The following is a 25685-nucleotide window of genomic DNA, read 5'->3' on the forward strand; positions in this document are numbered from 1 at the left end:
CGGAAGCGACGCCTGCATCGCCACCCATCCCGGCGACATGGCGGTGGCGATGCGCGTGCTCGACGCCACCGTCGAGACCGTCGACGGCGAGGGCGCATCGCGAAAGATCCCGGTGGCGGAGTTCCACCGCCTGCCGGGCGACGCGCCCGAGCGCGACACCACGCTCGCGCCCGGCGAACTCATCACGGCGGTGACGCTGCCGAAGCCGGTGGCGGGCACGCACCTCTACCGCAAGGTCCGCGACCGGGCGTCGTACGCCTACGCGCTGGTCTCGGTGGCGGCGATCCTGGGCAGGGACGGGTCCGGCCGCGTCGCCTTCGGCGGGGTGGCGCCGAAACCCTGGCGGGTGGAGGCGGCCGAGGCCGACCTGCCGCGGGGGGCCAAGGCGGTGACCGAGCAGGTCTTCGCCGGCGCCGCGCCGACGCACGCGAACGCCTACAAGCTGACGCTCGCCGAGCGGACCCTGTCCGCGGCGCTCAACCAAGCGAGGGCCTAAAGCGATGAAGTTCGACCAGCCCGCCGGCCAAAACCCGATCGACCAGCTCAAGGTCGTCGGAAAGCCGACCGACCGCATCGATGGCAAGTACAAGACCACCGGCACCGCGCCCTACGCCTACGAGCGCCACGACGTCGTGCCGAGCCAGGCCTACGGCTACGTGCTCGGGTCCAGCATCGCCAAGGGCCGCATCCGCGCCATCGACACGGCGGCCGCCAAGGCGGCGCCCGGGGTCGTGGGCGTCGTGACGACCCTGGAGCATCCCCGGCTGGAGCGGGGCATGATGAACGCCGCCTACCTGTTCGGCGGCGACGAGATCCAGCACTACCACCAGGCCGTCGCAGTCGTCGTCGCCGAGACGTTCGAGCAGGCCCGCGCCGCGGCGTTTCTCGTGACGGTCGACTACGCGCCCGAGGCCGGCAAGTTCGATCTCGCGGCCGAGGCGAAGGGCGCGCCGCCCGTGCCCGGCGACAGCAGCGAGGGCAGCGGCGGCGACGGCGAGGAACGCGTCGGCGATTTCGAGGGGGCGTTCGCGCAGGCGCCGGTGACGCTCGACGAGCGCTACACCACAGCCGACGAGAGCCACGCGATGATGGAGCCGCACGCGACCATCGCCGCCTGGGACGGCGACAAGGTCACGCTCTGGACCTCGAACCAGATGATCGGCTGGGGCCATGGCAGCCTCGCCAAGATCCTCGGCGTGCCGAAGGAGAACGTCCGCCTCGATTCACCCTTCGTCGGCGGCGGCTTCGGCGGCAAGCTGTTCGTGCGGGCCGACGCGGTGCTCGCAGCCCTCGCCGCCAAGGCGTTCCAGCGCCCGGTGAAGGTGGCGCTGACCCGCCCGCTCATCGCCAACAACACCACGCATCGCCCGGCCACGATCCAGCGCGTGCGCATCGGCGCGACCAAGGACGGCACGATCACCGCCATCGCCCACGAGAGCACGTCGGGCAACCTGCCCGACGGCGATCCCGAGACGGCGGTGAGCCAGACCAAGCTGCTCTACGCCGGTGCCAATCGGCTCACCGCGATGAAGCTCGCTCATCTCGACCTGCCAGAGGGCAACGCCATGCGGGCGCCGGGCGAGGCGCCCGGCCTGATGGTCCTGGAGGTCGCCATGGACGAGATGGCGGAGAAGCTCGGGATCGACCCTGTGGAATTCCGCATCCGCAACGACACCCAGGTCGACCCGCAGGACCCGAAGCGCCCGTTCTCCCACCGCGACCTCGTCGGCTGCCTCAAGCTGGGGGCCGAAACCTTCGGCTGGTCCAAGCGCAATGCACGGCCGGGCCAGGTGCGGGACGGGCAGTGGCTCGTCGGCGTCGGCATGGCCGCGGCGTTCCGCAACAACATGGTCCTGAAGTCGGGCGCGCGGGTCAGGCTGGACGGAGCCGGCACCGTCACGGTCGAGACCGACATGACCGACATCGGCACCGGCAGCTACACCATCATCGCGCAGACCGCCGCCGAGATGATGGGCGTGACCCTCGACAAGGTGGCGGTCAGGCTCGGCGATTCCGCCTTCCCGGTCTCGTCGGGATCGGGCGGCCAGTTCGGCGGAAACTCGTCGACGGCCGGCGTCTACGCGGCGTGCGTCAAGCTTCGCGAGGCGGTGGCGCAGCGTCTCGGCATCAACTCCGACGACGCGGTCTTCGCCGACGGGCAGGTGCGGGCCGGCAACCGTGCGGTTCCGCTCGGCGAGGCCGCGAGCCGGGGCGAGCTGACGGCCGAGGATACCATCGAGTTCGGCGACCTCTCCAAGAAGCAGCAGCAATCGACCTTCGGCGCCCATTTCGTCGAGGTCGGGGTCGATGCCGACACGGCGGAGATCCGGGTCCGGCGCATGCTCGCGGTGTGCGCGGCGGGGCGCATCCTCAACCCGAAATCGGCCCGCAGCCAGGTCATCGGCGGCATGACGATGGGCACCGGCTCGGCGCTGATGGAGGAACTGGCGGTCGACACCAAGCGCGGATTCTTCGCCAACCACGACCTCGCCGGCTACGAGGTGCCGGTGCACGCCGACATCCCGCATCAGCAGGTGATCTTCCTGGACGAGGTCGATCCGATGTCCTCGCCGATGAAGGCCAAGGGCGTCGGCGAGCTCGGGATCTGCGGCGTGGGCGCCGCGGTGGCGAATGCCGTCTACAACGCCACCGGCATCCGCGTGCGGGACTATCCGCTCACCCTGGACAAGTTCCTCGACCGCATGCCCGAGGCGGCCTGACGCACGATCGCGCCATGCTCGACACTGGATACGCCCCGGCGGCCTCCGCCGGGGTTCGGGAAATCGGTCGCATCCATGCCGGTGCGCCGCCGCGCTAGCTCGACGGCATGGATCGCAGCTTTCCCATGACCCGTGCCGCCGGGCTCGACCGCCTGTCGGCCTTCCTCGCGGACGCCGCCGTCGACTATGCCGGTGCCCGCAACACCGACCGCGGACCGGACGCGCGGCCGACCACGTCGGCGCTCTCGCCCTACCTTCGGCGCCGCCTGATCACGGAAGCCGAGGTGGTGGCCGCCGCCCAGGCCGCGTTCGGCGACGGCGGCGCCGAGAAGTTCGTCTCCGAGGTCTTCTGGCGGACCTACTTCAAGGGCCATCTCGAGACCCACCCGACCGCCTGGACCGACGCCCTCGCGCTGGCCACGGCGGATCGGGCGCGGCTCGCCGCGGAGCCCGGCCTGCGCCGGACCTACGAGGCCGCGATCGCGGGCCGGACCGGCATCGACGGTTTCGACGACTGGGCGCGGGACCTCGTCGAGACCGGCTGGCTGCACAATCACGCCCGGATGTGGTTCGCCTCGATCTGGATCTTCACCCTGCGCCTGCCCTGGGCGCTGGGTGCGGATTTCTTCATGCGCCATCTCGTCGACGGCGATCCGGCGAGCAACACGCTGTCCTGGCGCTGGGTGGCGGGGCTGCACACCCGGGGCAAGCACTACGTCGCGCGCGCCGAGAACATCCGGCGCTACACCGAGAACCGCTTCGATCCCGAAGGCCTCGACGAGTACCCGGACACCCTCGACGAGGCGATGCCACCGCGCGAGGTCCCTCTGCCGGCTGCCGCCATGCCACCGACCGGCGACGTCGCGCTGCTGCTGCATCTCGACGACCTGCACCCGGAGAGCCTTCCGCTCGGGGAGGCGCGCATCGTGCGGATCGGTGGCATGCTCGCTCATGCCGAGGGGGCGTCCGAGCGCGTCCGGTCGGCGGATCACGCCGCGATGCAGGACGCGCTGGACCGGGCGGCCGCTCATTTCGGCTGCGAGGCGGGACCGGCCGACGCCGGCTGGTCGGCCGGGCTACCCGTCGTCACGGCCTGGGCGCCCGTCGGCCCGTCGGCGGCGATGCTGCCCGAGGCGGTCGTGCGCGTGCGGCGCCCCTGGGACGAAGCGGCGTGGCCGCTCTCTAACCGCGGATATTCCCGGCTGCGCTCCGCGATCCCGCGCCTGACCGCAGCGTGACGGTCCGGCGCCCTCATGCAGGCCCGGCCTGGCTGGTGCCGCGACGACCCGACCTGCACCGAAGCCGGCATTTCCCCGCATCGGCTCTGGCCCGGACCCCGGCTTTCAGCGTAGCCGGAACGCCATGTTCCATCTGATCTTCAGCCTGCCTTGCCTGTACGTCGTGACCCGGGTGCTCTGGCCGCTGCCGGGCCCGCCTGCCGCGAAGGCCGGGATCGCCGTGCTGCTGCTCGTCGCTTCCCAGTATCACCTGTGGTGCCGCCTCTCCTCCGGCTCGGTGTTCGCGCCCGAGTTTCCGCGGTGGGTGGTGGTTCTGTTCAACTGGGCCTTCGGCGCCATCCTGCTGCTGGCGGTGATGCAGCTCGCGCTCGACGTGATCGCGCTGGTCTCGCTGCCCCTGGGCGGCTGGGCGATTCCGGCCGGATGGCGCTACGCGGCCGCGACGGCGGCGATGCTCCTGTCGGCGCTCGGCGTCCAGCAGGCCGTGCGCGTGCCGGCGCTCAAGGACGTCAACATCGCGATCGAGAACCTGCCGGACGCCTTCGAGGGCTACACGATCCTGCAGCTCACCGACCTGCACATCAGCCGGCTCTTCCCGGCATCCTGGACCCGGGAGGTCGTCGCGCGGTCCAACCGGCTCGGCGTGGACCTCATCGTCATCACCGGCGACCTGATCGACGGCGCCCCGGCTTCGCGGCGCGCCGACGTCGAGCCCCTGGGCCGGCTCGGTGCACCGGACGGCGTCTGGTTCGTGCCCGGCAACCACGAATACTTCTTCGACTACCCCGCTTGGATGCGGCGGTACTCGGAACTTGGCCTGACGGCGCTCGCGAACCGGCATACGGTGCTGAGGCGGGGCGACGCCGCCCTGGTGCTCGCCGGCGTGACCGATCGGTCGGCGCCGCATACGGGACACCCCGGTCCGGACCTCGACGCCGCGCTCGCAGGGGCACCGCGGGACGCACCCGTCCTCCTGCTCGATCATCAGCCGAAGGGGGCGCGGGCGGCGGCCGCGCATGGCGTCGCGCTGCAGCTGTCGGGACATACCCATGGCGGGACGATGCGCGGGTTCGACCGCCTGTTCGCCCGCGCCAACGACGGCTTCGTCTCGGGCCGCTACCGGGTCGGCGGCATGACGCTCTACGTCAACAACGGCACGGCGTTGTGGCCGGGCTTCGCCCTCAGGCTCGGCCGACCTTCCGAGCTGACGCGCATCACGCTGCGCCGCGCCGACGCGTCCATCGATCCCACTCGGCCCCTGGCGCCGGGATAGGCGAGCGTCGGATCACCCGCATCGACGATCATCCTCGGGATGCACCCAGCAGCCGGCTTGGATCGTCGCCCGATCACGCGGCCGATCTATCGGCCGGCCGTCGGGTCCTCGCGAAGCGCTCGTCTGGATAGAGTAGAGATTACTCACGACCCACCGACCGCCCCGAGAATCGGCGATGTCGAACCCGGGTCGAACCACAGTCGTCGTTCCCGGACGCTCGGACGGGCTCCACCGTTCACTCAGCATTTACTACGGAACCGGGATTATGCAACCGGTGGTTGCAGATCGGGTTGCATCGAAAACCTGGAGGTTTTCATGTCCGCATCCCCCCTTTCCGTGCTCGGCTCGTCCACCCGCTCGCTCGAATGGCTCGCCGGCCCCGGCGCGTTGCTGTCCTCGACCGCCCTGTCGACGGGCCAGCTCGGAAGCCTCGGCCCGATCGCCTCGTTGATCGAGGGCGCGGTCGACGGCGGCTCGACGGAGACCGGAGCCTCGCTGCTTCCCGACGCGATCGAGGCCACCGCCAACCAGGTCGTCCTCCAGACGCACGCCCAGATCGAGGAGGTCGGCCACGAGGTCGCTCCGGCGAACGGACCGCTCCACGGGCTGACCAACCTCGGCGAGACCCTCGGGCTCGGCCATCTCGGGGAGACCGGAAACCTTCTGACCGATCTCGGCGGCGTCGCCGCGAACCCGACCGGCACCGAGGCGGTCGGTCCGCTGCTGACCGATGCCGGCGGCGTCGCCGCCGCCGCCGGAACGCTGGCGGAGACGGTCGGCGCGGTGCCAGCATCCGGCAACGGCCTCGTCGACAGCGGCAGCATCCTCGGCCCCGCGACCAACATCCTGAACCAGGCCGTCCTCGACGTGCACGCCACGCTCGAGACCGTCGGCCACCAGATCCCGGTTCTCAATGGGCCGATCCACGCCGTCACCGGCCTCGGCGAAACCCTTGGGCTCGGCCATCTCGACACCGCGGGCAACCTGCTGACCGACGTCACCACCCTGCCCGGTTCCCTCCTCGGCGGCGGCGGCCTCCAATCCGCGACGCCGGTCCTCGGCGATCTCGGCCACGTTCTCGGGTCGGCCGATACGCTGGTCGGCTCGCTGACCGGTGCGGCGAGCGCCGGCGGCCTGCTGTCCGGGGACGGGCTGCTCGCTCCGGTGACGAACCTCGCCAACGGCGCGGTCCTCAACATTCACGCGACGCTGGAGAACATCGGCCACGAGATCCCGCTCCTGAACGATGCGCTGCACGGCCTGACCAACCTCGGCGAGACGATCGGCCTCGGCCATCTCGGCGAGAGCGGAAACCTCGTGACCGACGTCGTGGCCCTGCCCGGCAATCTCCTCGGCGGCGAGGGTCTGGCGGCGCTGTCGCCGATCCTCGGCGATGTCGGCGCGGTGACGAACGCGGCCGGAGGTCTTCTCGGCGGCGTCACCGGTCTCGTGGGCGGACTGGGCGGATTGGGCGGACTTGGCGGCGGCGGCACGGTCGCCACGGGCACGCTTCTCGGCGCCGGCGCTCCGCTGCAGCCGGTGGGCGACCTCGCCAACGGGGTCATCGACGGCATCCATGCCGGCCTCGAGCAGATCGGCCACGACGTGCCGATCCTCAACGACACGCTGCATTCGGTGATCGGGCTCGGAAATACCCTCGGGCTGGGCGAGCTCGGCGACACCAGCAACCTCCTGACGGACACGGTCAACCTGCCGGGCGCGATCCTGAGCGGAAACGCACCGGCGGCGATCGGGCAGATCGTCGGCGATGTCGGACACGTGGTCGACGCCGCGGGCGGTGTCGTCGGCTCCGCCACCGGGATCCTCGGCGGCCTCGATGGTCTCGGTGCCGGAGGGATCGCGACCGGCACGCCCGTCGACGGGCTCCTGACTCCCGTCACGTCGGTCGTCGGCGGGCTGACCGGCGGCGCCGGCACGGGCGCCACGCGTGCGCTCCTCGGCGCCGGCGCTCCGCTGCTGCCGGTGGGCGACCTCGCCAACGGGGTCATCGACGGCATCCATGCCGGCCTCGAGCAGATCGGCCACGACGTGCCGGTCCTGAACGATCCCATCCATTCGGTGATCGGGCTCGGCAACACCGTCGGGCTGGGCGAGCTCGGCGACACCAGCAACCTGCTGACGGACGTCGCCAACCTGCCGGGTGCCGTTCTGACCGGCAGCGGACCGGCGGCGGTCGGGCAGGTCGCGGGCGATCTCGGGCACGTCGAGGACGCCGCGAGCGGCGTCCTCGGCTCCTTGACGGGGGCCCTCGGCGGTGTCGGCGGGGCCGGCGCGGGGACGCCGCTCGACGGCGTCCTCTCGCCGGTGACCGGCATCCTGGGCGGCGCCGGCGGCGCATCCAATCCCGTCGGCGGCCTCCTCGGCGGTCTCACCGGCGGTGCGGCGGACGGTGCCGGGACCCATCCCCTGATCGACGTGGCGGCCGGCCCGGCGACGCCGACGCCGGCGGCCAATCTCGCGGTGCTGACCCCGAGCGCGGATCCGGCCCACACCGTCCAGGCGAGCGCGATCGCGGTGCCGGCCGATCAGCCCGGCCTGCTCCATGCCGGCCTGCTCTCGGGCGACGGCATCGTCTTCCCGCAGGCCGGCGGCGGGGGCGGAGACGCGCTCGTCGGCCACCTCCTCGACGTCGCCCCCGCGGCGACCGCATCGGCGGATGCGGGAGCCTCGCACGGGCTGCCCCTCGATCTCGGGATCGCGGCGATCGATCTCGGTGGCCACGTCGACGCCGCGCATGTCGACCCGACGCCGCACACCGCGACGACCGGGATCCACCTCCTCGGCCTCTGACCCGTCCGAGCCCTCGCCGCCCGACGCGGCGGGGGCTTCCTCTTCCGCCGACTTGCCCTGCCGAATCGTCTCTGCCTGATCCTGCAAGCCGGGGAACCGTCTCGTGATCGACGAACGTGTGCTGCGTATCGCCAAGCGCCGGGAGTTCTGGGCTGCCGCCAGAGCCGGGCGCGCCTCGCTGGCGAGCGTGATGATCGTCAGCGGCCTCATCAACCTGCTGATGCTGACCGCGCCGATCTTCATGCTGCAGGTCTACGACCGGGTGCTGCCGAGCCGCAGCATCGCGACCTTGGTCGGGCTGGCCGGCATCGCGCTGATGCTGTTCCTGATCCAGAGCGTGCTGGAGGTGTTCCGCGCCCGGATCCTGTCGCGGTTCGGGCGCCTCGTCGACGAGCGCCTCGGCGCGCGGATCTTCCGGACCCTGCTGGTCCGTGGGTCGGAGACGCCGCGGGGCGACGACGGCCCGCAGGCGCTGCGCGACCTCGACACGGTGCGCGGCTTCCTGTCGAGCATGGCGTTCACCGCTTTCTTCGACCTGCCGTGGGTGCCGCTCTACATCGCGGTCTGCTTCCTGTTCCATCCCTGGCTCGGCACCGCGATCGCCGGCGGCGCGGTGGTCCTGTGCCTGCTGACGATCCTGACCGACTGGGCCTCGGCCGGCCCAACCCGCGAGGGCGTCCGGGTGGCCGGCGAGCGACGCGCCTTCACCGACATGGCGCACCGCACGGCGCCGCTGCTCTCGGCGCTCGGCATGCGCGCGCGGATCGCGACCCTGTGGCAGGCCCGGGCACGCCGGAACCTCGAAGTGGCGACCGACGGCAACGACCTCGCCATCGGCTTCGGCGCGATGGCGCGCCTGATGCGCACCGTGCTGCAATCGGGCATCCTCGGCCTCGGCGCCTACCTCGTGGTGCGCGAGGAAGCGACCGCCGGCGTGATGCTGGCTGCGACCATCCTCTCAGCCCGGGCGCTGGCGCCGGTCGATCTCGCCATCGCGAACTGGAAGTCGTTCTCGGCGTCGCGCCAGGCCTGGACCCGGATCGTCGCCTTCCTGCCGCCGCGGGAGCCGGCCGCCCTCACGCCGCTGCCGGCGCCGCGGGAGAGCGTGCGCGTCACCGCCCTGTCGATCGCCGTGCCGGGCACCGACACGCTGGTGCTGCACGACGTCAACGTGGCGCTCGCCCCCGGAAGCGCGCTCGGCGTGATCGGCCCGAGCGGATCGGGCAAGTCCACCTTCGCCCGCGCGCTCGTCGGCCCGGCGCGGCCGAGCCGCGGCGTGATCCGCCTCGACGGCGCCGCCATCGACCAGTGGGACCCCGACGCCCTCGGCCGTTCGATCGGCTACCTTCCGCAGGACATCGAGATGTTCGACGGCACCATCGCCGAGAACATCACCCGGTTCGATCCCGAGCCGGACCCGGAGGCGCTGCTCTCCGCCGCGAAGGCGGCCGGCGTCCACGAGGTCGTGCTGCGCCTGCCCGGCGGTTACGATGCCCGCGTCGGCGCCGGCGGCCTCGGCCTCTCGGGCGGCCAGCGCCAGCGGATCGCCCTGGCGCGCGCGCTCTACGGCGATCCGTTCCTCGTCGTCCTCGACGAGCCGAACTCCAACCTCGACGTCGAGGGCGACCGCGCCCTGTCGGCCGCCGTCCGGGCGGTACGCGCCCGCGGCGGCATCGCCGTGGTGATCGCCCACCGCCCGAGCGCGCTGACCGCGGTCGATCGCATCCTCGTCCTCGGCGACGGCCGCGTGCAGCTGCACGGGCCCCGCGACGACGTCCTGGCGCAGCTGAGCGCGCTCACCCGGCAGACACCGACGAGGGTCGCATGACGAAGGCCGACACGCCGAACCGGCCCGAGCCGGATCCGACGCGCGACACCCGGCGTTCCCTGCGCCGGCACATCGCCGGCGTCGCCACGATCATCGCGGTCGCGACCGGCGCCGGCGCCTGGACCGCGGCGACGGAGCTGTCCGGCGCGATCATCGCCACGGGCTCGCTCGTGGTGGAGAGCAACATCAAGAAGGTGCAGCACCCGACCGGCGGCGTGGTCGCCGAGCTGCCGATCGAGGAGGGCGCGCGCGTCCAGGCCGGCGACCTGCTGATCCGCCTCGACGCCACGACGGCGCGGGCCACCTACGACAGCGTCACCAAGAGCCTGTGGGAGATCGCCGCCCGCAACGCCCGCCTGGAAGCCGAGCGCGACGGCCGCGACGACGTCGCGTTCCCCAAGGGCCTCGCCGAAGCCGGCCCCGAGGTCGCCCGCATCGTCGAGGGCGAGCGCAAGCTGTTCCACTTCCGCCGCGACGCCCGCGAGGGGCAGAAGGCGCAGCTGCGCGAGCGGATCGGGCAGCTCAAGGAGGAGATCAAGGGGCTCGTCGAGCAGTCGGTCGCCAAGGAGCAGGAGACCGCGATCATCGGGCGCGAATACGAGGGCGTCGAAGGACTCTGGAAGAAGAACCTCATCCAGCTGACGCGCCTGACCAGCCTCGAGCGCGACATCTCCCGGCTGAAGGGCGAGCGCGGCGTGCTGGTCGCCAACATCGCGCAGACCAAGGGCAAGGTCTCCGAGACCGAGCTTCAGATCATCCAGCTCGAGCAGAACCTGCGCAGCGACGTCGCCAAGGAGCTGGCGGAGAACCGCGCCAAGGCCGCGACCCTGACCGAGCAGAAGATCACCGCCCTCGACCAATTGCAGCGCATCGACATCCGCTCGCCGCAGACCGGCTACGTGCACGAACTGTCGGTCCACACCCGCGGCGGCGTGATCGCGCCGGGCGAGCCGATCATGCTGATCGTTCCGACGGCCGATTCCCTGGTGGTTGAGGTGCGCGTCGCCCCCCAGGACATCGACCGGCTCCAGACCGGCCAGGCCGCGGGCCTGCGCTTCCCGAGCTTCGACCAGCGCACCACGCCGGAGCTGAACGGACGCGTGACCCGGATCGCCGCCGACGTGAGCGAGGACAAGCGTACCGGCAGCTTCTACTATCTCGTGCGCCTCGGGGTGACGAAGGACGAGCTCGGCCGGCTGGACGGCGCCAAGCTGATGCCCGGCATGCCGGTGGAAGCGTTCATCCGCACCGCAGACCGCACCGTGCTCTCCTACCTGACCAAGCCCCTCGTCGATCAGGCACGCCGCGCGTTCCGCGAGAAGTAGGCGACAGATTCCCCCGTCGCGGACGGCAGGCTCGCCGATGCGGCCTGCCGCCGCCCGGTCGATCACGCCTGGGTCGCGGTGCCGACCCGGTCGAGGTCCGCCAGCGCGTCGTCCGGCAGGTGGAGCGCGGCGGCGGCGAGGTTCTCGCGCAGGTGCGCCAGCGACGCGGTCCCCGGGATCAGCAGGATGTTGGGCGACCGGCGCAGCAGCCAAGCGAGCGCCACCTGCAGCGGCGTGGCATCGAGCCGTTCGGCCACCGCGGACAGGCCCGCGGATTGCAGCGGGCTGAAACCGCCGAGCGGGAAGAACGGCACGTAGGCGATGCCGTCCCGTGCCAGCGCGTCGACGAGCGCGTCGTCGCCGCGATGGGCGAGGTTGTAGTGGTTCTGCACGCACGCGATCTCGCAGATCCGGCGTCCCTCGGCGACCTGGGTCGGCGTCACGTTGGACAGGCCGATGTGCTGGATCAGCCCTTGCCGCTGGAGCTCGGCCAGCGCCGTCAACGGCGCCTCGATCGACCCTTCGGCCGGCCCGTGCCCGTCGCCGAGCATGGCCCGGAAGTTCACCACCGCCAGCCGGTCGAGCCCGAGATGGCGCAGGTTGTCGTGGACGGCCGCCGCGAGGTCGGCGTCGGACGCGGCCGGGTTCCACGACGCATCGGAACCGCGCCGCGCGCCCACCTTGGTGACGATCGTGAGGTCGTGCGGATACGGGCCGAGCGCGTCCCGGATCAGATGGTTGGTGACGTGGGGTCCGTAGAAGTCGCTGGTGTCGATGTGGTCGACGCCGCTCGCGACCGCCTCGCGCAGCACGGCGAGCGCCGCGTCGCGATCCTTGGGCGGTCCGAAGACGCCCGGCCCGGCGAGTTGCATCGCGCCGTACCCGAGGCGCTTCACGGAACGGTGGCCGATCCGAAACGTGCCGGCCTGATCGATGAGGGACATGGTGCTTCTCCTGTTACCAGACCTAACTGGACGTTGCGACCGTGCGCGAGAATGGGGCACAATCCGCACAAGCTGTGCGGATGGGCGAACGATGAAGGCCGATCTCGGAGATCTCGACGCGTTCCTCGTCGTCGCGCGCGGGCAGGGTTTTCGCGAGGGCGCACGCATGAGCGGCGCCAGCGCGTCGAGCCTGAGCGAGGCGGTTCGGCGGCTCGAGGACAGGCTCGGCGTCCGCCTCCTCAACCGCACGACCCGTAGCGTGGTGCCGACGGAAGCCGGGGAACGGCTGCTGGAGCGGCTCGGCCCGGCCTTCGCAGAGGTCGAGGCGGCGCTCGACGTGGTGAACGGCTTCCGCGACCGGCCGGCTGGGACGCTGCGGCTCAACGTGCCGGTCAGCGCCGCGCGCCTTGTGCTGCCCGCGATCGTTCCGGGTTTCCTCGCCGCCTATCCCGAGATCCGTCTCGAGGTCCTGGCCGAGGACGGCTTCGTCGACGTGCTCGCCGCCGGATGCGACGCGGGCATCCGCTACGACGAGCGCCTGGAGCAGGACATGATCGCGGTTCCGATCGGGCCGCGCGTGCAGCGCTTCGCGACCGCTGCGGCGCCGGCCTACCTCGCGCGTCACGGCCGGCCCGAGCATCCGCGCGACCTCCTCGGCCATGCCTGCCTGCGCGGCCGCTTCCCGAGCGGGGTCGAGATGGCCTGGGAGTTCGAGCGCGACGGCGAGACCGTGAAGGTCGATCCGGCAGGGCCGCTGCTCGTGCGCGTCGGGGCCGCGACCGACCTCGCCGTCGAGGCGGCGATCGCGGGGACCGGCGTCATCACCCTGTTCGAGGACTGGTTGAGGCCGCACTTGGCCAGCGGGGCATTGGAACCGGTCCTCGAAGCGTGGTGGCCGCGCTTCTCGGGGCCCTACCTGTACTATCCGGGCCGGCGACTCGTGCCGGCCCCGCTGCGCGCCTTCGTCGACTTCATCCGGCACCCGAAGACCGCTTGATCGCGGGCGCGGCCGCGCGGCGAGCGGAAGGGGCGCACGGCGCGCCGGCACGACGCGAGCGCACCCCACCGAGCACCCGAGGCCCGCCGCCGATCGAGCCTGGGGACCGCCTGTCCCGCCGGAGCGTGGCCGCTTGCGTGCGAGCCGGGCGGCTGCGTATACCAGATACCAGCCGCGCCCTCGTCCGGCGCAAAAACAAGAACCGAACGCTCAGGGATGAAACCATGCCGCGCAGAATATTGATCCTGGGGGCATCATACGGCTCGCTGCTTTCGACGAAGCTGCTGATGGCCGGGCATGATGTGACCTTGGTCTGCCGTCGGAAAACCGCGGACCTGATCAACAGCCAGGGCACCGAAGTCCGCATCAAGCTGCGCGACGAGGCCACGCACCGGTCGTTTCATTCCCGTGACCTGCCGGGCAAGGTCGACGCGATGCCGCCCGAGGACGTCGACGTCTCGCGCTACGATCTCGTCGGCCTGGCGATGCAGGAGCCGCAGTACAACAACCACACGATCCGCGTGCTGATGATCAAGATCGCCGCGGCCAAGCTGCCGTGCCTGTCGATCATGAACATGCCGCCGCTGCCGTATCTCGATCGGATCCCGGCGCTCGCGAAGATGGACCTGCGCGAGGCCTACACGAATGCCGGCGTCTGGGACCGCTTCGAGCCGGGCCTGATGTCGTTGTGCTCGCCCGATCCGCAGGCGTTCCGCCCGCCCGACGAGGGCGCCAACGTCCTGCATGTCGGGTTGCCGACGAACTTCAAGGCGGCGACCTTCGCCGATCCCGCGCACAACGCGCTGCTCCGCGAGCTCGAGGCGGACATCGACGCGGTGCGCGTCGAGGGCCAGGACGTTCCGGTCAAGCTCAAGGTGTTCGACTCGCTGTTCGTGCCCCTGGCGAAGTGGTCGATGCTGCTCACCGGCAACTACCGCTGCATCACGCCCCAGGCGCCGCGCTCGATCCGCGACGCGGTGCACGGCGACCTCCCCCTGTCCCGCACGATCTACGAGCATGTCGACGCGGTGGCCCGACGGCTCGGTGCCGACCCGAGCGATCAGGTCCCGTTCGAGAAGTACGCCAAGGCGGCCGAGGGCCTGCTGAAGCCTTCGTCGGCCGCCCGGGCGGTCGAGAGCGGCGCGCCCTACATCGAGCGTGTCGACCTGCTGCTGAAGCTGATCTCGCACCAGCTCGACATGCCCGATGCCGAGATCGACCGAACGGTCGAGATCGTGGACCGGAAGCTCGACGAGCGCATCATCCCGGGCTGAGCGGCCCGGTCCGGCCCGTCTCACCGAAGACGCGGCCGGACCTCGCTCGCCGGTCGGGATAACGTACCTCCTCGACGCGATCCGACGCCTCGTGGAGCCCCCCCGCGACGCCGAGCCCGGACGCGGCTCGGGCCGCGTGCTTCAAGCTTGGCCCGTTGCCGGAGCGTCCGGACGCGATCAGGATCGCAGCACGGGGTCCGCCGGTTGGATCGATCGGATCACGGGAGCGGCGCGGACCATGTCGGAGGGATCGCCGACCCCGTTCATCCTGAACCGCCTCGACCTCAAGACGCTGCGGCTGTTCGCGGCGATCTGCGAGGAGGGCACGCTCAACGGCGCGGCGCGCCGGGCCGCGATCGCCCCCTCCGCCGTGAGCAAGCGGCTCGCCGAGCTGGAGCGCGCGCTCTGCTGCGAGCTGCTCATCCGCGAGCCACGGGGCATGCGGCCGACGCCCGCCGGGGAGACGCTGCTGCACCACACCCGCCGGATGCTGGGGTCCGCCGAGCAGATCGCGCTGGAGCTCGCGGAGCACGCCAGCGGGCTCCGCGGCTTCGTCCGCGTGCTCGCGAACCTCTCGGCGATCGTGCAGTTCCTGCCCGAAGACCTGCAGGCGTTCCTGGCGGCGCAGGCCCGCATCGGGATCGACCTGGAGGAGCGGCCGAGCGGCGGCGTGGTGGCCGGCGTGGAGGAAGGGGCGGCCGATCTCGGCATCTGCGCCGGCAGCACCGATCCGCGCTCCCTCGTCGCCCATCCCTATCGGAGCGACCGCCTCGTGCTCGTCGTGCCCGCCGGCCACCCGCTCGCCGACCGCGACGCGGTCGCGTTCGCCGACACCCTCGACCACGACCATGTCGGCATGCACCGCGAGAGCTCGATCTACGGCACGCTCCGCGACGAGGCCCGACGCCTCGGGCGGCCGCTGCGCTTGCGCGTCCACGTGCCGAGCTTCGACGCGATCTGCCGCATGGCGCAGGCCGGGATGGGGCTCGGCGTGGTGCCCGAGCGGGTGCACGCCCTGCTCGGCCCGCAGATGAACGTCGTCGCCGTGCCGCTCACCGACCCGTGGGCGCGGCGGACGCTCAGCCTCGTCGTCCGCCCGGGCGCGCAATCGCCGGCGGCGGCCGTCCTGTTCGATCACCTGCGCCGGGCAGGCGGGGATTGAGAGGGGCGCCTGCGTTCGCCTTCGGAGAACGCGGGGTGATGCATCGCGTTTGGACAGCGTGCACCCGATCCAATACCGATTGACCCAAAGACAATGGAGGGAACGGCCATGCCAGGCACCGGCGAAGCATCGCCCAAGGGTCCGCTCGACGGGATCCGGGTCCTCGAGCTCGGCCAGCTGATCGCGGCACCGTTCGCCACCAAGATCCTGGCCGAGTTCGGCGCCGAGGTGATCAAGGTCGAGTCGCCGGGGGACGGCGATCCCCTGCGCAAGTGGCGCAAGCTGCACGAGGGAACCTCGCTCTGGTGGTACCTGCAGTCTCGCAACAAGAAGTCGATCGCGATCAACCTGAAGGCGCCCGATGGGCTGGCGGTGGTCAAGGACCTCGTGCGGAGCGCCGACGTGGTGGTCGAGAACTTCCGGCCCGGCGGCCTGGAGAAGCTCGGCCTCGGCTGGGACGTGCTCTCGGAGCTGAACCCCAAGCTCGTGATGGTGCGCATCTCCGGCTACGGCCAGACCGGGCCGTATCGCGACCGGCCGGGCTTCGGCGCGATCGGCGAGTCGATGGGCGGCATCCGCTTCACCACCGGCAGCCCGGACAGCCCGCCCGCCCGCGTCGGCGTCAGCATCGGCGACACCCTGGCCTCGCTCCACGGGGTGATCGGCGCGCTGATGGCGCTGCTCCACGTCAAGACCGCCGGCGGCCAGGGCCAGGTCATCGACGTCTCCCTCGTGGAGAGCGTGTTCAACGTGATGGAGAGCCTGGTCCCGGAATACGACCTGCTCGGCGAGGTCCGCACCCGCACCGGCGGGGCGCTGCCCGGCATCACGCCCTCGAACACCTACCCGACGAAGGACGACGGCTTCGTCGTCATCGCCGGCAACTCGGACCCGATCTACCGCCGCCTGATGACCGTCGTCGGCCGGCCCGACCTCGCCGACGACCCGGCGCTGCGCAGCAACGACGGCCGCTCGCGGGTGGCCGGCATGATCGACGGCGTGATCGCGGACTGGACCCGGGCGCACACCGTGGACGAAGCGCTCGCAGCGCTCGCGGCGGCCGACGTGCCGGCGGGACGGATCTACTCGGTGGCCGACATCGTCGCCGACCCGCACTACCGCGCCCGCGACATGATCCTCGACGCGGAGCTGCCAGGCGGCACCCGGGTGAAGATGCCCGGCATCGTGCCCAAGCTGTCCGGCACCCCCGGGGCGGTGCGCTGGCAGGGACCGGCGCTCGGCGCCCACACCGATTCCGTGCTCGCCGACCTCGGCCGCGACGCCGAGACCATCGAGCGCCTGCGCCGCGAGGGAGCCGTGCAATGACCGAAACCGCCATGCTGATCCAGGAGGTCGCCACCCGCGACGGGTTCCAGATCGAGCCGCGCTACGTCGAGACCGCCGAGAAGATCCGGCTGATCGACGCGCTCTCGGCCGCTGGCTTCTCGCGGATCGAGGTCTCGTCCTTCGTCTCGCCGAAGGCCGTGCCGGCACTGCGCGACGCGGCCGAGGTCTTCGCCGGGATCGCCCGGCGGCCCGGCACCGTCTACGTCGCCCTGGTGCCCAACCCGAAAGGCGCCGAGCGGGCGCTCGCGGCCGGCGTCGGCGAGGTCAACCTCGTCGCCTCGGTGAGCGAGACCCACAACCGCGCCAACATGGGCATGAGCCCGGAGGCCTCGATCGAGGGGTTCGGCCGGATCATGGAGACAGTGAAGGGTACACCCGTGTCGACGAACGCCACGGTGGCCACCGCCTTCGGCTGCCCCTTCGAGGGCGACCAGCCGGCCGACAAGGTGATGGCGCAGGTCGAGCGATACCTCGCGCTCGGCATCGCCGGCGTGACGCTCGCCGACACCACCGGCATGGCCAACCCGCGCCAGGTGGAGCGCCTGGTCGCCCGCGCGCTGGCGATCGTGCCGGCCGAGCGGCTGACCCTGCACTTCCACAACACCCGCGGGCTCGGGCTCGCCAACGTGCTCGCGGCCTACGGCGCCGGCGCGCGCCGGTTCGATGCGGCGCTCGGGGGCTTGGGCGGCTGCCCGTTCGCGCCGGGCGCCACGGGCAACATCTGCACCGAGGACCTCGTCAGCATGGCCCACGAGATGGGGATCGAGACAGGCCTCGACCTCGAGGCCCTGCTCGGCCTCTCCCGCGACCTGCCGCGCCTCGTCGGCCACGACGTGCCGGGCCAGGTCGCCAAGGCCGGGCGCCCCTGCGATCTGCACCCGGTCCCGCAAGCGGCATGAGCCGCCCCGTCCGTCATTCGGCGTGAGCCGTCCCGTCGATCGGGCGGCCTGAGCCGCCGACCGAACCGATCCGCGTCGGAAGCCTCTCGGAGAAGGCGGCTCCGCCGTGCTCGCGCGCATCCTGCCCGACGGTCGTCCGCGACCGGCCGGCGGGGGCGCCCGCCGCCCCGTTCCAGGAGGAAACCATGACCGCCGCCACGACCGGCCCGCTCGCGGGTTTCGACGTCATCACCGAGAGCAGCGTGGTCCGCAAGGCCGCTTGGCGGCTGATGCCGCTGATCATGGTCTGCTACATGTTCGCGTTCTTCGACCGGATCAACATCAGCTTCGCCAAGTTCCAGCTCCAGAGCGACCTCGGCTTCAGCAACGTCGCCTACGGGCTCGGGGCGAGCATGTTCGTCGTCGGCTACGTGATCTTCGAGGTCCCCTCGAACCTGTTGCTGTACAAGGTCGGCGCGCGGCGCTGGATCGCCCGGATCATGATCTCCTGGGGTATCGCCACCGCCCTGATGGTCTTCATCAGCACCGAGTGGCACTTCTACCTGCTGCGCTTCATCATCGGCGCGATGGAGGCCGGCTTCGCACCGGGCATCCTGTATTACTTGACGCTGTGGTTCCCGGCCTCGTTCCGCGGCCGCGTGACCTCGTTCATGTTCGTCGCCTCGGCCTTCTCCGGCATCTTCGGGGCGCCGGTGGCGGGGCTGATCCTCGGCGGCCTCAACGGCACGGCGGGGCTCGCCGGCTGGCAATGGCTGTTCCTGGCCGGCGGCCTGCCCTGCCTGGTGCTGGGCGTGCTGGTGTTCCTGCGTCTCGACGATCGGATCGCCGACGCGCGCTGGCTGACGCAGCCGGAGAAGGACCTGCTCGCCTCGAAGATCGCCCACCACAACCGCGACATCGGCGACCACTCGCTCTGGGGCGCGATCAGGCAGCCGGGCTTCCTTCTCATCGCCCTGGTCTACTTCCTGCTGCAGGTCGGCTCGTACGGCCTGAACTTCTGGGGGCCGGACCTGATCAAGACCGCCACCGGCGGCACCGCGGCCTCGGTCGGCTTCCTCACCGCGATCCCCTACATCTGCGGCGCGATCAGCATGGTCGTGATCGGGCGCCTGTCCGACGCCTCCGGCGACCGGCCGAAATTCGTCGCCGGCCTCGCGGTGGCGGCGGCCATCGGCTTCTTCGCCGCCGGGCTGTTCGACAAGCAGATCGTGCCGCTGATGATCGCCCTGGCGCTGGTCGGCGCCGGCATCGTCGCCTCGATCCCGACCTTCTGGACGCTGCCGGCCAAGCTCGTCACCGGCGTCGGGGCCGCCGGCGGCATCGCGCTCATCAACACGCTCGGTCAGTTCGGCGGCATCGTCAGCCCCGTGGCGGTCGGCTGGGTGAAGGACCTGACCGGCTCGACGACGCCCGCCCTCTACGGCATCGGCATCCTCTGCCTGGTCGCGGCCGGCCTGCTGATCTTCGCATCGCCCGCCAGCCTGCGCCGCAACGACCGCAATCCCTGATCCGGCCGGTCCTCGGCGGTCCCACACCCGCCGAGATCTCGCCCTGCGAGGGAGCCCGGGCGATCACGCCGATGTCGAGCCGCATCGGGTCGCGCAGCGTCACGTGCGGCGCTCAGGCGATGCGCAGGTTGCGGATCGGCCGCTCGGGTGCCAGCGCCAGGGCAGCCTTGGCGATGCCGCGGGCATCGAGGCCGTAGTGCCGGTAGAGATCGGCGACGGTGCCGGTCTGGCCGAAGCGCTCGACGCCGAGCGCCCGGGTGCGGTGACCTTGCACGGCACCGAGCCAGCCGAGCGTCGCCGGGTGGCCGTCGATCACCGTGACGAGCCCGCAATGCGGCGGCAGGCCGGCGAGCAGGGCCTCGACGTGGCTCCGCGCCGTCCGGTCGCCGCCCTCGCGGGCGCGCTGCGCCGCCGTCCAGCCGGCATGGAGCCGATCGGCGGAGGTGACGGCGAGCAGGCCGATGTCGCGCCGGTCCTCGGCCATCAGGCCCACCGCCTCGATCGCCTCGGGCGCGACGGCGCCGGTATAGGCGACCACGATCTCCGCGTTCGGGCCGGGCTCGCGCAGCCAGTAGCCGCCGGCGACGATTGCGTCGGACAGGGCCGGCGTCATCGTGCGCTGCGGCTGCGCGATGCTGCGGGTCGAGAGCCGGAAGTAGACCGAGCCGCCCTCCGGCCCCTCGAGCTGCACATGGTCGAGGGCGTGCGCCATCAGCACCGACAGCTCGTCGACGAAGGCCGGCTCGAAGCTCGACAACCCGTCCTGCGCCATCCCGATCAGCGGCGTGCCGATCGACTGGTGGGCGCCCCCTTCCGGCGCCAAGGTCACGCCCGACGGCGTCGCCGCGAGAACGAAGCGGGCATCCTGGTAGCAGGCGTAGTTCAGGGCATCCAGGCCGCGGCTGATGAACGGATCGTAGAGCGTGCCGATCGGGATCAGCCGCTCGCCGAACAGCTTGTGCGACAGGCCCAGGCCCGAGAGCAGCAGGAACAGGTTCATCTCGGCGATGCCGAGCTCGATGTGCTGGCCCTTGGCCGAGAAGTCCCAGGTGAAGGTCGAGGGGATGCGCTCCGCCTTGAACAGGTCGCGCAGTTCCTCCCGGGCGAACAGGCCGCGCCGGTTCACCCAGCCGCCGAGGTTCGTCGAGACGGTGACGTCGGGCGAGGTGGTGACGATGCGCGCCGCGATCGGCGCGTCGGATCGCGCCAGCTCGTTGAGGATCAGCCCGAATCCCGCTTGCGTCGACTGCGTCGGCTGGCGCGGGCATGGGAAGCCCGCCGGCACCGGCAGGCGCGGCGCCGTGCGGAGCCGCGGCCCCTCGGCGAAGAACGGCGCCGCGTCGATGAAGCGGCGCAGCTCGGCGTCCGGCAGCGCCAGCCCCTCGAACGGCTCCCATTCGCGCCCCTCGCGCACGCCCATGCTCTCGCGCAGCAGCGCGGTCTGGGCCGGGGTGAGCAGCCCGGAATGGTTGTCCTTGTGGCCGGCGAGCGGCAGCCCGAAGCCCTTGACCGTGTAGGCGATGAACACGGTCGGGCGATCGTTGTCGGCCGCCTCGAAGGCTCGGATCAGGTTGGTGAGGTCATGCCCGCCGAGGTTGCCCATCAGCGCGGCCAGGGCGGCGTCCGAACGGCGGTCGATCAGCGCCAGCGCGTCGGCGTCGTCGGCGAGGTCCGCTTCGAGGCGGCGGCGCCAAGCCGCGCCGCCCTGGAAGGTCAGGGCCGCGTAGAGCTGGTTCGGCGCGGTGTCGATCCAGGCGCGCAGCCGCGCCCCGCCCGGCTCGCGGAAGGCCGCGTCCATCAAAGACCCGTATTTCAGGACGACGACGTCCCAGCCGAACGAGCGGAAGATTTCCTCGAAACGCGTGTACAGACCCTCGCGGATCACCGCGTCGAGGCTCTGGCGGTTGTAGTCGATGATCCACCAGGTCCGGCGCAGGCCGTGCTTCCAGCCCTCCATCAGGGCCTCGAAGATGTTGCCCTCGTCCATCTCGGCATCGCCGACCAGCGCCACCATCCGGCCTTCCGGCCGGTCGAGGCCCCAGCCGTGGGCGCGGACGTAGTCGCGCACCAGCGACCCGAACAGCGTCTGCGCGACGCCGAGGCCGACGGAGCCGGTCGAGAAGTCCACGTCGTCGGTGTCCTTGGTCCGCGACGGGTAGGATTGCGCGCCGCCGAAGCCGCGGAAGGTCTCCAGCTTCGCGCGGGTCTGGTTGCCGGCGAGATACTGGATCGCGTGGAAGATCGGGCTGGCATGGGGTTTGACCGCGACGCGGTCCTCCGGACGCAGCACCGCGAAGTAGAGCGCCGTCAGGATCGTCGCGAGGGAGGCCGACGAGGCCTGGTGGCCGCCGACCTTCATGCCGTCCGGGTTCGGGCGGAGGTGATTGGCGTTGTGGATCATCCAGGTGGAGAGCCACAGGGCCTTGCGCTCCAGTTCGGTCAGGCAAGGCAGGCGCGGGTCGCTGTGCATCGGTTCGGCCTCTCGGAGATGGACTGAGGATGCCACCACGAACGCGGCAGGAATTGCCAATCTCGGCGTGCCGAGCGCAAATCTTGGCAGGATCCGCTAATCCAGCCGACCTTGGAGGTGAGTTCATGCAGGATCGACAAATCGATGCGATCGACCGGAAGATCCTGGCCGAGCTGCAGCGCGACGGGCGGGTGACGATCCAGGATCTCGCCGGCCGGGTCGGCCTTTCGGCCTCCCCGTGCCTGCGCCGCATCCGGATGCTGGAGGAGGCCGGCATCCTCAAAGGTTACGTGGCACTGGTCGATCAGGCCAAGGTCGGCCTGCCGATCAGCGTGTTCGCCTCGGTGAAGCTCGAGCGCCAGCGCGAGGAGGAACTCGACCGCTTCGCCGAGGCCGTGGCGCGCTGGCCGGAGGTGGTGGAGTGCTACCTGATGACCGGGCGGCACGACTATCTGGTGCGCGTCGTCGTCCCGGATCTCGCCGCCTACGAGCGCTTCCTGAAGGACAAGCTCACCCGCCTCGACGGGGTCGGATCCATCGAGTCGAGCTTCGCCCTGGGCCAAGTGAAGTACACCAACGTGCTTCCGGTCTGACCGCGCGCGGCCGGCGTGGAAGCGAAGGGCTCGGTCGCCGGACCGTCGTCCATCGGACCGGCTTCCCCATGGACCGACCGGGCGGCCTTGCGCCGGGGCGGTTCGGAAGGCCTGTTGCGACCGCCATGGTCCGACAGAACATCATTACCAATCCATCCAGCGGCGCCCGCCCGTGCCGGATGTGGGGGGGCTGAAGCAATCGTCACCCCGTCGGCCAGCGCCGCGGGCGGCGTGGCGCCGTCGCCTTCGACAGGATCGGCTCGGGCGAAGCGACGAAGGGCAACCGCATCGCCCGGATCCGGCAATCTCGGTATTCGAGCAGAATCGGGACCCGTCGAATGCGGACCATCTTCGCGTGAAACGACACCATCGAGGCCTTTTAGGCCGCGCGGACGGCATCTTGCGAGACACCGGCGATCCTCGCGGTGTTCCCGATGGACGTATTCGCTTGGGCCGAAACGGATACATCATCGGCGCCAACCCTAATCCTTTTGCGCGTGCGAACGCGTTCGGCGATGCCCCGTCCCTCCGTGGTCGCGCTGAGGAACGGTCGGCGGAAGACCCCTGAGCCGTGGCCGCGCGCGATGGCCCGCGACGGCGCGTGACAGTGCCGAGGAACCTGCAGGTGAATTTTTCCAATATTCAGCAGCTGTATACGGCCGATAATTGATTGAATTCGCAGTAACTCGATCGCTCTGCTGTCATCCCGACATCTCCCCAAATCATGAAGCCTGATATCCGCCTCCGAGCGATTTTGGGCTAGTCAATAATATAGGCGTTCTGTGAGTTGAATAGAAAAAATACTGCCGCCATGCTTCTCGCGTCGGGGATCAGTTCTCACGAACGGCGATCAAGGCGAATTCAGTAATTCTGAGGTCTCACCATGACAGTGCGAGCGCTGGAAACCATCGCAGCGAACTATCTGCCCCTCACGAAGCCGGATGCGCCGCGCCTGAGCGATCACGTCAGCGAGCTCCAAGAGATCGAGAGATCCTGTTGGTTGAGCAATTATGGGCCGACCAATACGCGACTCGAAGCGGCGATAATCGAGAACGTCTTCGGCGGCGTCGGTTCGTGCCTCACCGTCTGCAATGCAACGAGCGGATTGATGCTGGCGTTGAAGCTGGCCGCCGAACGGTCCGGGCCGACCGCGCGCTACGTCATCATGCCGGCCTTCACGTTTGCGGCGACGGCCCATGCGGCGCTGTGGGCGGGCCTCACGCCGCTGCTGATCGACGTCGATCCGTCGGATTGGTGCGCCTGCCGGATCGCCGAGGACGAGGCCTTGAGGGCCCATGCCGGAGAGGTCGTCGCGATCATGCCGTACGCGACCTTCGGGGCGTGCATCGATCTCGCGCGCTACGATCGCCTGGCGCAGGAACACGGTGTTTCGATCGTGATCGACGCCGCCGCCTCGCTCGGATGCCTCGACCAGCTCGGTCGAGCCTTCGGCACCGGCTCCCCGCACATGATCGTCTATTCGATGCACGGCACCAAGCCGTTCGGCGTCGGCGAGGGCGGACTGATCTACAGCACCGATGCCGAGACGATCGCGCTCCTGCGGAGCATGGCGAATTTCGGCTTCGACAGCGAGCGCTCGGCCGTGCTGCCGGGGATGAACGCCAAGATGTCGGAGGTCGCCGCGCTCGGCGCCCTCGTCCGCCTCGGCGATTTCGAGGAACGCGCTCGGCACAGGCAGATCCTCAGCGCCGCGTATCGCGAGGCGTTGCGCGACTTCTCGATGCAGCAGGCGCCGGGCGAGCGCATCGTCTATCAGTTCATGCCCGTGCTGCTCCCGGTCGGATCGGCCGCGAGCAGGGACGCGATCCGTGCGGACATGGCACGGATGGGCGTCGGCACGGGGAGTTACTTCAGCCCCCATGTCGGGCAGCAGCCCTACTTCCAGCAGCGATGCGCCTTCGGCGCGCTTCCCGTGGCCGATGCGCTCAGCGCGCACGTCGTCTCACTCCCGCTCTCGGATTTCCTCACCGTCGCGGATGTCGGCCGGATCTGCGAGGCGTTTCGCACGGCCTGCGGCGGCCAGGCTCGGGAGCAGGTGGCGTGATGGCCCGGCGTGCGCCGAAGGCGCCGTTTCGCACCACCATCGTCGGCGGCGGCCCGGCCGCGCTCGCGCCCCTCGTCGCGGCCTCGCGAGACGGGCGCCTCGACGAGATCCTCGCCGGCGGCGTCGCCGTCATCGAGGCCGGGCCGATCCTCGGAGCCGGACGCCTGGGGCGCTACGCGATCTGGTCCGACAGCACGGCCGAAACCTTCCTCACCGCGGTCACCGATCACGCCGACCCGCGGCTCGGCCAGCTGGTCGACCATCCCCTGTGCCGGGAGTTGCGGGGCTACGGAAAGGGTTCGCTCCCGCTGGAGAAGGCCGGGGCCCTGATGGTCCTGATCGGCGAGGTCCTCCACAAGGCGATCCTGGATGCCGGGGGGCTGGTCCTCGTCGATCACGAGGCGACGAGCGCCCACCGCGACGCGGACGGGCTGTGGCACACGAAAACCTGCAGCAGGACGATGGGCACGACCTTCGAGGTCGTGTCGGACACGCTGCTCCTCGCCACCGGCGGCGCACAGGATCCGGCGCGGCTGCTCGAGGAGCCGGTCGCGGGCCGGCCGCTCCTGCCGACATTCGCCGGCAAGATCCTGCAATCCGACGATGTCCTGCGACAGGGCGGCACGGAGCGCCTCGCTCGCTTCCTGCTGGGCCGCACCGAGCCGCGAATCGCGATCGTCGGCGGCAGCACGAGCGCGGTCGCAACGGCGGTGCTGCTCCTGAGAACCCTGCCCGAGGAGACGAAGCGGCCCGGCAGCATCCAGATCCTGCATCGGCGCCCGCTGCGGATCTTCTATCCGTCCTCCGAGGCGGCTCTGGCCGACGGCTATACGGAGTTCGAGCCTTGCGACATCTGCCCGGTGAGCGGCTTCGTCTTCCGGTTCGCCGGATTCCGGACCGAATCCCGTGACCTGATCATGAACGTCAGACCCCGTTTCATAATGGGCAGAACAGCTTAGCTATTGGGTGAGCGGCGAGCATCGCGGGCGTTGGGAGAGTGTCTGACGCTCACCCAGGAACCCCGAGGTGGACGCCCGCCGCCCGCGCCGAGCTTGCGCGCGAGAGCTTGCCCTACGCAACCAATCTCAGCGATGCCGAGTGGGCGGTCCTTGCGCCGCTTCTGCCTGCGCCGTCCAGCACAGGCCGCCCATGCCGCCGGCCCCTGCGCGCGGCCTTCGCCGCCATCCTGTACGTCCTGCGGCCAGTATGCTCGTGGCGGCATCGGCCGCGG

The 25685-nt window shown here is 70.8% G+C and carries 19 protein-coding genes; 17 read left to right on the plus strand and 2 right to left on the minus strand.

What is annotated here, in order from left to right; translation table 11 throughout:
- From MKK60_RS03375 to MKK60_RS03405, 7 genes are all read left to right on the plus strand, one after another.
- The coding region (locus tag MKK60_RS03375; RefSeq protein WP_243983939.1) for an FAD binding domain-containing protein at positions 1-496 on the plus strand (496 nt) is incomplete at its 5' end.
- A gap of 4 nt (positions 497-500) precedes the next feature.
- Positions 501-2720 carry an aldehyde oxidoreductase molybdenum-binding subunit PaoC gene (paoC, locus tag MKK60_RS03380; protein WP_243983940.1) on the plus strand — a complete coding sequence of 740 codons (2220 nt, stop codon included), beginning with the start codon at positions 501-503 and terminating at the stop codon, positions 2718-2720.
- Between the two features lie 125 nt (positions 2721-2845).
- Positions 2846-3958 carry an FAD-binding domain-containing protein gene (locus MKK60_RS03385; RefSeq protein ID WP_243983941.1) on the plus strand — a complete coding sequence of 371 codons (1113 nt, stop codon included), beginning with the start codon at positions 2846-2848 and terminating at the stop codon, positions 3956-3958.
- A gap of 124 nt (positions 3959-4082) precedes the next feature.
- Positions 4083-5231 carry a metallophosphoesterase gene (locus MKK60_RS03390; RefSeq protein ID WP_243983942.1) on the plus strand — a complete coding sequence of 383 codons (1149 nt, stop codon included), beginning with the start codon at positions 4083-4085 and terminating at the stop codon, positions 5229-5231.
- 315 nt (positions 5232-5546) lie between these two features.
- Entirely contained in the window at positions 5547-8042 is a 2496-nt protein-coding gene (locus tag MKK60_RS03395; protein ID WP_243983943.1) for a hypothetical protein, read from the plus strand.
- 103 nt (positions 8043-8145) lie between these two features.
- On the plus strand, positions 8146-9870 hold the full coding sequence (locus MKK60_RS03400) for a type I secretion system permease/ATPase (RefSeq protein WP_243983944.1): 1725 nt from the start codon (positions 8146-8148) through the stop codon (positions 9868-9870).
- Complete coding sequence (locus tag MKK60_RS03405) at positions 9867-11195, plus strand: HlyD family type I secretion periplasmic adaptor subunit (protein WP_243936613.1); 1329 nt, start codon at positions 9867-9869, stop codon at positions 11193-11195. The genes MKK60_RS03400 and MKK60_RS03405 overlap by 4 nt, the downstream gene beginning before the upstream one ends.
- Positions 11196-11257: 62 nt before the next feature.
- On the opposite strand, the gene MKK60_RS03410 is transcribed toward MKK60_RS03405, so the two are convergent.
- Entirely contained in the window at positions 11258-12139 is an 882-nt protein-coding gene (locus MKK60_RS03410; RefSeq protein WP_243983945.1) for an aldo/keto reductase family oxidoreductase, read from the minus strand.
- Positions 12140-12230: 91 nt separating this feature from the next.
- On the opposite strand from MKK60_RS03410, the gene MKK60_RS03415 reads away from it, so the two are divergent.
- The 6 genes from MKK60_RS03415 to MKK60_RS03440 all read left to right on the plus strand — a co-directional run bounded on the left by MKK60_RS03415 (position 12231) and on the right by MKK60_RS03440 (position 19326).
- A complete protein-coding gene (locus tag MKK60_RS03415) occupies positions 12231-13136 on the plus strand; it encodes a LysR family transcriptional regulator (RefSeq protein ID WP_147726135.1) in 906 nt (301 codons plus the stop codon).
- Between the two features lie 224 nt (positions 13137-13360).
- A complete protein-coding gene (locus tag MKK60_RS03420) occupies positions 13361-14410 on the plus strand; it encodes a ketopantoate reductase family protein (RefSeq protein ID WP_147858465.1) in 1050 nt (349 codons plus the stop codon).
- A 238-nt stretch (positions 14411-14648) separates the two neighbouring features.
- The gene (locus MKK60_RS03425; protein WP_243983946.1) at positions 14649-15572 is read left to right on the plus strand and encodes a LysR family transcriptional regulator; all 924 of its coding nucleotides are present in this window, start codon (positions 14649-14651) and stop codon (positions 15570-15572) included.
- A gap of 108 nt (positions 15573-15680) precedes the next feature.
- A complete protein-coding gene (locus MKK60_RS03430; protein ID WP_147840769.1) occupies positions 15681-16898 on the plus strand; it encodes a CaiB/BaiF CoA-transferase family protein in 1218 nt (405 codons plus the stop codon).
- Entirely contained in the window at positions 16895-17818 is a 924-nt protein-coding gene (locus MKK60_RS03435; protein WP_147726131.1) for a hydroxymethylglutaryl-CoA lyase, read from the plus strand. Before MKK60_RS03430 ends, MKK60_RS03435 begins: the two co-directional genes overlap by 4 nt.
- A gap of 185 nt (positions 17819-18003) precedes the next feature.
- A complete protein-coding gene (locus MKK60_RS03440) occupies positions 18004-19326 on the plus strand; it encodes an MFS transporter (protein ID WP_243983947.1) in 1323 nt (440 codons plus the stop codon).
- A 112-nt stretch (positions 19327-19438) separates the two neighbouring features.
- On the opposite strand, the gene MKK60_RS03445 is transcribed toward MKK60_RS03440, so the two are convergent.
- Positions 19439-21796: a transketolase gene (locus tag MKK60_RS03445; RefSeq protein WP_243983948.1), complete on the minus strand. Its 2358-nt coding sequence runs from the start codon at positions 21794-21796 to the stop codon at positions 19439-19441.
- Positions 21797-21921: 125 nt separating this feature from the next.
- Between MKK60_RS03445 and MKK60_RS03450 the strand changes: the two genes are divergently transcribed.
- From MKK60_RS03450 to MKK60_RS03465, 4 genes are all read left to right on the plus strand, one after another.
- A complete protein-coding gene (locus tag MKK60_RS03450) occupies positions 21922-22389 on the plus strand; it encodes an Lrp/AsnC family transcriptional regulator (protein WP_243983949.1) in 468 nt (155 codons plus the stop codon).
- Between the two features lie 883 nt (positions 22390-23272).
- Complete coding sequence (locus MKK60_RS03455; RefSeq protein ID WP_243983950.1) at positions 23273-24454, plus strand: DegT/DnrJ/EryC1/StrS family aminotransferase; 1182 nt, start codon at positions 23273-23275, stop codon at positions 24452-24454.
- On the plus strand, positions 24451-25413 hold the full coding sequence (locus MKK60_RS03460) for an FAD-dependent oxidoreductase (RefSeq protein ID WP_243983951.1): 963 nt from the start codon (positions 24451-24453) through the stop codon (positions 25411-25413). The genes MKK60_RS03455 and MKK60_RS03460 overlap by 4 nt, the downstream gene beginning before the upstream one ends.
- Before the next feature lie 38 nt (positions 25414-25451).
- Positions 25452-25685 (plus strand): transposase (locus tag MKK60_RS03465; protein WP_243983952.1); only part of this gene is annotated, 234 nt, incomplete at its 3' end.

Origin of the sequence: Methylobacterium sp. J-092, from assembly GCF_022829325.1 — a bacterium.
GTDB lineage: Bacteria > Pseudomonadota > Alphaproteobacteria > Rhizobiales > Beijerinckiaceae > Methylobacterium.

Coding starts and splice junctions, on each gene's coding strand:
- MKK60_RS03405 (WP_243936613.1), top strand. CDS start 9,867: ATGACGAAGGCCGACACGCCGAACCGGCCCGAGCCGGATCCGACGCGC.
- MKK60_RS03410 (WP_243983945.1), bottom strand. CDS start 12,139: ATGTCCCTCATCGATCAGGCCGGCACGTTTCGGATCGGCCACCGTTCC.
- MKK60_RS03390 (WP_243983942.1), top strand. CDS start 4,083: ATGTTCCATCTGATCTTCAGCCTGCCTTGCCTGTACGTCGTGACCCGG.
- MKK60_RS03440 (WP_243983947.1), top strand. CDS start 18,004: ATGACCGCCGCCACGACCGGCCCGCTCGCGGGTTTCGACGTCATCACC.
- MKK60_RS03430 (WP_147840769.1), top strand. CDS start 15,681: ATGCCAGGCACCGGCGAAGCATCGCCCAAGGGTCCGCTCGACGGGATC.
- MKK60_RS03455 (WP_243983950.1), top strand. CDS start 23,273: ATGACAGTGCGAGCGCTGGAAACCATCGCAGCGAACTATCTGCCCCTC.
- MKK60_RS03420 (WP_147858465.1), top strand. CDS start 13,361: ATGCCGCGCAGAATATTGATCCTGGGGGCATCATACGGCTCGCTGCTT.
- MKK60_RS03385 (WP_243983941.1), top strand. CDS start 2,846: ATGACCCGTGCCGCCGGGCTCGACCGCCTGTCGGCCTTCCTCGCGGAC.
- MKK60_RS03415 (WP_147726135.1), top strand. CDS start 12,231: ATGAAGGCCGATCTCGGAGATCTCGACGCGTTCCTCGTCGTCGCGCGC.
- MKK60_RS03435 (WP_147726131.1), top strand. CDS start 16,895: ATGACCGAAACCGCCATGCTGATCCAGGAGGTCGCCACCCGCGACGGG.
- MKK60_RS03395 (WP_243983943.1), top strand. CDS start 5,547: ATGTCCGCATCCCCCCTTTCCGTGCTCGGCTCGTCCACCCGCTCGCTC.
- paoC (WP_243983940.1), top strand. CDS start 501: ATGAAGTTCGACCAGCCCGCCGGCCAAAACCCGATCGACCAGCTCAAG.
- MKK60_RS03445 (WP_243983948.1), bottom strand. CDS start 21,796: ATGCACAGCGACCCGCGCCTGCCTTGCCTGACCGAACTGGAGCGCAAG.
- MKK60_RS03450 (WP_243983949.1), top strand. CDS start 21,922: ATGCAGGATCGACAAATCGATGCGATCGACCGGAAGATCCTGGCCGAG.
- MKK60_RS03425 (WP_243983946.1), top strand. CDS start 14,649: ATGTCGGAGGGATCGCCGACCCCGTTCATCCTGAACCGCCTCGACCTC.